This is a genomic window from Brevibacterium picturae (assembly GCF_030453725.1).
GTDB classification, from domain to species: domain Bacteria; phylum Actinomycetota; class Actinomycetes; order Actinomycetales; family Brevibacteriaceae; genus Brevibacterium; species Brevibacterium sandarakinum_A.
In genome coordinates, this window is sequence record NZ_JAKDJU010000166.1 from 1 (window position 1) to 6,576 (window position 6,576).

The window sequence follows — 6,576 nt, forward strand, 5'->3', positions numbered from 1 at the left end:
TCGAGGCGAACCGCCGTGCGGCCACCTCCTCCAACGGCGACACGCTGGCGGTGTTCACCTATATCTTCGGCGCCGCCCTCATCGCCGTCATCGCCTTCGTGTTCTTCAACAACCTCCTCCTGCCCGCCACCGTCGGCGCCCTGGCCGGTGCGATCATCTGCGTGGCGCTGGCATCGACGTACACACTGAAGTCCCTCGAGTTCTGGCCGGACAATTCGACGATCACGATCATCAACCTCCTCGTCGCCCTGGCCGCCGCCGTCGCCATGTTCATCGGCGCAGAACGGACCGAACGCGACGGATACAGTCTGGGCCGCATCACCGATTCCTTCGACGCACTGCCCTTCAGCGAAGGATTCACCGGCTTCGCCACCGCCATCGCCGATCGCGTCGTCGAGTTCTTCCGCGAATTCGGCTTCATGGGCTTCGTCTTCCTCCTGCTCATGGGCATCGGCTGCATCATCGTCGTCACCCTGGCGGCGAAGTCCCTCATCGACGTCATGGACTGGCGGATCTTCGCCCAGTTCGGACGTTTCGTCACCGACCGGCCCATGTCCCATTCGCGGGCCGTTCGCTTCCAAGCATCGAAGGTCTCGCATACCGTGACGTCGATCATTCTGGCCGGGATCGCGGTCCTCTGCGCGACCGGGATGGCCTATGACGGATTCACCTGGTTCACTCGCTGAGAAACATCTCAGCCTCGGGGATATAAGATAGTCTCCGGACTTCCCCGTCGTGACGCGCTTCAAGTGTGCATCGCATCGGCCCGCAGCAGACTACGACGAACGACCCGCAAAGGGATGAGAACCTCAATTGGCGAATGGCAACGCAACTTTCCGGCACTCGAACGTGGCGCTTCTCGGCCTGACCGAGACCCTCGCCCCCAATGAAGTGACCTCACAAGAATTCGACGACCGCCTCGCCGATACACTGTCAACCCTCAATCTGCCGACCGGGCTCCTGCAGCGCGTCGCCGGCGTCGACGCACGCCGCAACTGGGACCAGCCGAGCCACTTCGCCGATGGTGCGATCACGGCCGGGAAGAAGGCCCTCGCCGAGGCCGGTGTCTCCCCCGACTCGATCGGGCTGATGATCAACACCTCGGTCACGCGTGAGCACCTCGAGCCCTCCGTGGCAGTCGGCGTTCATGCGGGCATCGGTTTGGGCCCGCAGGCGATGAACTTCGACATCGCCAACGCCTGCCTGGGCTTCGTCAACGGAATGACCCTGGCGGCGAGCATGATCGACGCCGGCCAGATCGAGTACGCACTCATCGTCGCCGGCGAGGATGCCTCCCGGGTCCAGGAGGCCACGCTGCGCCGACTGACCCGCCCGGGCATCAGCCGCGAGGAGTACCTCAACGAATTCGCCTCCCTGACGTTGGGTTCCGGTGCCTCTGCCGCCGTCCTCGGGCCTGCCGACAAGCATCCGAACAGCCACCGCATCCTCGGCGGCATCACCCGTGCCGCGACCCAGCACCACGAACTGTGCGTGGGCGATCACAACGGAATGTTCACCGACACCAAGGGCCTGCTGGCCGGTGGCATGGAACTCGTCGTCGCAGCCTGGGAGGAAGCTCACGAGGACGGCTGGGACTGGCGCGACATGGATCGTTACATCATGCACCAGGTCTCCGATGTGCACGTGAACTCGATCACGAAGGCCGCGAATCTCGATCCCGATCGGATTCCGATCACCTATCCGGAGCTGGGTAACGTGGGACCGGCATCCCTGCCGATCACGCTCAGCCGTGAGGCATCGAGCCTCAAGCCCGGCGACCGCATTCTGTGCATGGGAGTCGGGTCGGGACTCAACACCGCAATGACCGAAATCGAGTGGTAGAGGTTCAATGAGATTTCCTGCACGGCCGGCTCAGACTCCCCCGACGCTGCCCGAGTGGGACCCCGCCTGGTCCCGAATCGTCGAGGCAGTCACCGAGGATGGGCCGCATTCCTTCCACGTTCTCGACACCCTCGAGGTGCTGCGCGCCGAAGGGCTCGAACCGACCGGCACGATCCTCGCCCTCCACGGCAACCCGACCTGGTCGTACCTGTGGCGCCATCTGGCCCAGGCGAGCGTGAACGCAGCACGAACCGGGGGACGCGTGTGGCGCCTCATCGCCCCCGACCAGCTCGACATGGGCTTCTCCGAGAGGCTGAGCCATGAGTCGCTTCCGACCCCCCAGGGCGCCGAGGTGCGCCGCATGTCCCAGCGCATCGACGACTTCGACTCCGTCGTGTCTGCCCTGCTCGCCGAGGTAGCCGGCAGTGCCGCACACCGCGACGCAGCCGCGTCCGCCGACCATCCGATCGTGACGATCGGCCATGACTGGGGCGGTGTCCTGTCCCTGGGATGGGCGGCACGCAACACCGATCTCGTCTCCGCCTCGATCAGCCTGAACACGGCCGTCCACCAGCCCGAGGACGCCCCGATCCCGGCCCCTCTGCGGGCGACGCTGGCCGGGCCCATGCTGCCGACTGCCACCGTGGTCACCGACTGGTTCCTGCGGGTGACGATGAGCCTCGGCGGCCTCGACCCGGAGATCAAGGACGCCTTCCGCGCTCCGTATGACTCTGTGTCGCTGCGGCACGGGATCGGTGGCTTCGTCGCCGACATCCCCGTCGATGTCAGCCACCCGTCCCACTCCGAGCTGCAGCGCGTGGGCGCCGATATCGCAGCCATCGATCATCCTGCCCTCCTCGTGTGGGGGCCGAAGGACCCGGTGTTCCTCGAGCGCTATCTGCGTGACCTGCGACAGCGTCTGCCCCAGGCCGATGTGCACCGCTTCGAACTGGGCTCACACTTGATCAGCGAGGACTACGACGTGGCCGGAGTCGTCACCGACTGGCTGAAGACGCAGTTCCCCGGCGATGGTGCTGGAGCGAGCGCTGCTTCAGGCGCATCCGCTGAGAGCGCACCCGTCAAGATCGCGAGCGCCGCAGCGACGACCGTCGACAGCACAGGCACAGACGCCGACGTACAGACACGGGACGCAGCCCCTGCCCGCGGCGTGACCGCGATCCTCGACGCCCGCCACGATGACGAGACCATCGCCTCGGTGGACTTCGCTCAGAACCCTGCCCAGCAGATCACCTGGCGCCACCTCTGGCACGTGACGACGAGCATCGCCGGCGGCCTGCTCGAACTCGGCGTACGCCCCGGCGACAGGGTCTCCATGCTCGTTCCGCCCGGCAACAACCTCACCGCGGCCCTCTACGCCTGCCTGAAGATCGGCGCGGTCGCCGTCGTCGCCGATGCCGGCCTGGGACCGAAGGGCATGACCCGGGCGACCACCTCGGCGGATCCGCAGTGGATCATCGGAGAACTGCCCGGACTCGGGCTCGCCCGCGCCTTCAACTGGCCCGGCCGCCGCATCTCCGTGTCCCCGCTGGGACGGACGCAGGCCAAGCTGTTCCAGGTCGAGACCAGCCTGACAGCGCTCTCGCGCACCACGCACCACGCCGATCTGCCGACCCCGGCAGCCACCGACGATGCGGCGATCCTCTTCACCTCCGGGTCGACGGGACCGGCCAAGGGTGTGCGTTACACCCACGGCGACATCTCGGCCCTCGCGGCAGTGCTGACCCGAGTCTTCGACGTCCGCGAAGGCACCGGTCTGGTTGCCGGCTTCCCGCCCTTCGCCCTGCTGGGGCCGGCCATCGGGGCCACCTCGGTGACTCCGGACATGTCCGTGACGAAGCCGAAGACGCTGACGGCCGGCGCCATCTCCGATGCGATCATCGCCGGTCATTCCACGATGGTCTTCGCCTCCCCCGCTGCGTACAGGAATGTTGCGGCCACCGCCTCTGACCTGGATGAGGAGCAGAAGGCCGCGTGCGCGCGGGTCGAACTCGTCCTCTCCGCCGGGGCGCCCGTGCCGCTGGAGCTGATGGATGCCATCGCCGAGGTGTTCCCCAACGCGAGCATTCACTCGCCGTATGGCATGACCGAGGGCCTCCTGCTCACAGATATCGACCATGACGGTGTGATTGCCGCAGATGCCACACCCAATCTCGGCGTGTGCGTGGGCCGGCCCATCGACGGCGTCGAGCTGGCTCTGGCCCCGATCGACGGCACGGGTGCGTCCGCAGACACGCTGGAACAAGGCGTTGAGGCGCAGGGCCACTTGGGCGAGTTCGTCGTCAGCGCCGCCCACATCAAGTCCGGCTACGACAACCTCTGGGCCACCACCGCCGCCTCGGCGCGCGACGATCTCGACGGTCGGACCTGGCACCGGACGAACGACATCGGCCACATCGACGCCGAGGGCCGAGTCTGGCTCGAGGGCCGTCTGCAGCATGTGGTCACCACACCTCGCGGCCCGGTGGGCCCTGGCGGTCTCGAAGCGCTCATCGATTCCGACGAGCAGGTCAGCCGCTCGTCGGTCGTGGGCATCGGCCCCGCCGGGACGCAGTCGCTCGTGGCCGTCCTCGACGCCGAAGCCACCGAACTCTCCCCCGGTCTGGCACCGCTGGACCTGACGGCGCGGCTGCGTGAGCTCGTTGCCGAGGTCGTCGGACACGATCTCACCGCGGTCCTCGTCGCTCCCACGTTCCCGACCGACATCCGCCACAATTCGAAGATCGACCGATCCCGTCTCGCGACCTGGGCCGACCACGTCCTGTCCGGCGGTTCGGTGCGCACCAAGGTCTGAATCCCGACCGTCTGAGGAGTCCTCATGAAGATCACCGTCACCGGCGCCTCCGGGCTCCTGGGCTCGTCCGTCGCCCGTGCACTGGTGGCAGACGGCCACGAGGTCACGACGCTGCAGCGCCGCCCCTCCTCGGTGGCCGGTGCCCGCGACGTGCTCGGGTCGGTCACCGATCCGAGCAGTGTCGCCGAGGCGCTCACCGGCTCCGAGGCTGTTGTGCATCTGGCGGCGAAGGTGTCGATGATGGGCGACCCCGGTGAGTTCGAGGCCGTGAACATCACCGGCACGCGCACTCTCGTCGATGCAGCCCTGGCGGCCGGTGTGCGGCGCCTGGTCCACATCTCCTCTCCGTCGGTGGCCCACACCGGTGACTCGATCATCGGTGCGGGTGCCGGTCCTGCCTCGCCCGAGCTGGCGCGAGGTGAGTACGCGCGGACGAAGGCCGCCGGGGAGCTCATCGCACTGGGTGCCGATTCGACGGCCTTCAAGGTCCTCGTCCTGCGCCCCCACCTCATGTGGGGGCCCGGCGACACACAGCTGACTGAGCGGGTCATCGATCGTGCTCGGGCGGGTCGGATGCCGGTGCTCGGATCGGGTGCCCCGCTCGTCGATGCCCTGTTCGTCGACAATGCGGTCGAGGCGATCGTTGCCGCCGTCGACGCCGTCGCGTCCACACACGGTGAGTCGCTGGTGGTGACGAACGGTCAGCCGCGCCCCATCGGTGAGCTCATGTCGCGCATCGCCATCGCCGGCGGCGCCGAGGTGCCGAAGCTGCGCATTCCCGTTGGCCCAGCGCTGGCGGCCGGATCGGTCGTGGAGAAGGTATGGGAGCTGGGCGAGCACGACGATGAGCCTCCACTGACGAGGTTCCTGGCCGAACAGCTCTCAACGGCGCACTGGTTCGACCAGCGCCGCACCCAGGAGGTTCTGGGGTGGACACCGCGTGTCAGCATCGAAGAGGGCCTCGAGCTCCTCGCCGCCCATTACGCGCCGTAGGCAGCGCTGAGCGCTCAGCGCTTCGAGTCGGGCTCGTGTGTCGTGGGTTCGCTGTCGACATGACCATCGTCGGCGGCGTCATCGGTGCCTGCCTCCTCGGCGTCTTCCAGCGCGTCCACGGAGACTCCCGGCTCTCCGGTCGGAGGATTCTCAAGGGATGACCCTGTCGCTTCTTCGTCGAACTCATCAGGGGCCAGAGTGGCCGGTTCAGCTTGAACCGTGTCGCCGTGCTTCGGCTGCTGCCGAACCGTGTCGCCCTCCTTCGGCTGCTGCTGAACCGTGTCTCCGTCGTTCGGCTGCTGCTGAACCGTGTCGTCGTTCGGTTCCGCCTCGATCGAGGACTCGTCCGAGTCCGGAGACTCGTCCGAGTCCGGTGGCCTGTGAGAGTCCGATGGCACGCCCTCGTCATTCGCCTCGGCACCAGTGTCCTCTGTCGTCGAGTCAGGGGCGCTGTCGCTGGGTTCAGCGTCACGACCTGAATCAGCACCGTCGCCAGTTGAATCAACGGCGTCGCCAGTTGAGTCAACATCGCCGGCTGAGTTTCTCGACGTCGATCGCGCCTCGTCGGTACCGGCGGTGTCGTCGGTGCTCACACCCGCCTCGGCGGCCAATCGGGAGCGACGTTCGGCGCGTGCGTTCGCCCGCTCCTCCTCGCTCATCGCCGGCTTCGCCGGTGCTGCGTCCTTGTTGCTGGGCTTGACGACCTCCCAGATCAGGAGGACGACGACCATCGTGATGCCGACGGTGGCACCCATGAGCAGCGAATTCCACGGGCGCGGCATCGAGAAGAGGTCGGCAAAGTAGTTGACGCCGAACAGGGCGCCGATGCCGATGATCAGAGCAACAAGGTATCTCATGGTTCCATTGTGCCCTGTGTTGGTCCGCGATCGTCGAAAGTCGCCCACAATGCCTGTCGTGACACACCCACC

General features: G+C 67.0%; 4 protein-coding genes and 1 pseudogene. 4 read left to right on the top strand and 1 reads right to left on the bottom strand.

What is annotated here, in order from left to right; translation table 11 throughout:
* The 4 genes and pseudogenes from L0G76_RS13085 to L0G76_RS13100 all read left to right on the top strand — a co-directional run.
* A pseudogene (locus L0G76_RS13085) lies at positions 1-686 on the top strand (hypothetical protein); the annotation flags it as partial.
* Between the two features lie 127 nt (positions 687-813).
* A complete protein-coding gene (locus L0G76_RS13090) occupies positions 814-1,842 on the top strand; it encodes a 3-oxoacyl-ACP synthase III (protein WP_304357617.1) in 1,029 nt (342 codons plus the stop codon).
* Between the two features lie 7 nt (positions 1,843-1,849).
* Positions 1,850-4,654 carry an alpha/beta fold hydrolase gene (locus L0G76_RS13095; protein ID WP_304357618.1) on the top strand — a complete coding sequence of 935 codons (2,805 nt, stop codon included), beginning with the start codon at positions 1,850-1,852 and terminating at the stop codon, positions 4,652-4,654.
* 24 nt (positions 4,655-4,678) lie between these two features.
* Positions 4,679-5,647: an NAD-dependent epimerase/dehydratase family protein gene (locus tag L0G76_RS13100; protein WP_304357619.1), complete on the top strand. Its 969-nt coding sequence runs from the start codon at positions 4,679-4,681 to the stop codon at positions 5,645-5,647.
* A gap of 14 nt (positions 5,648-5,661) precedes the next feature.
* Here L0G76_RS13100 and L0G76_RS13105 read toward each other — a convergent pair whose 3' ends face one another.
* A complete protein-coding gene (locus L0G76_RS13105; protein ID WP_304357620.1) occupies positions 5,662-6,504 on the bottom strand; it encodes a hypothetical protein in 843 nt (280 codons plus the stop codon).
* Positions 6,505-6,576: the final 72 nt, after the last annotated feature.

Excerpts from the sequence above, each read along its gene's own strand:
- L0G76_RS13095 (WP_304357618.1), top strand. The coding sequence starts at position 1,850 with ATGAGATTTCCTGCACGGCCGGCTCAGACTCCCCCGACGCTGCCCGAG.
- L0G76_RS13105 (WP_304357620.1), bottom strand. The coding sequence starts at position 6,504 with ATGAGATACCTTGTTGCTCTGATCATCGGCATCGGCGCCCTGTTCGGC.
- L0G76_RS13100 (WP_304357619.1), top strand. The coding sequence starts at position 4,679 with ATGAAGATCACCGTCACCGGCGCCTCCGGGCTCCTGGGCTCGTCCGTC.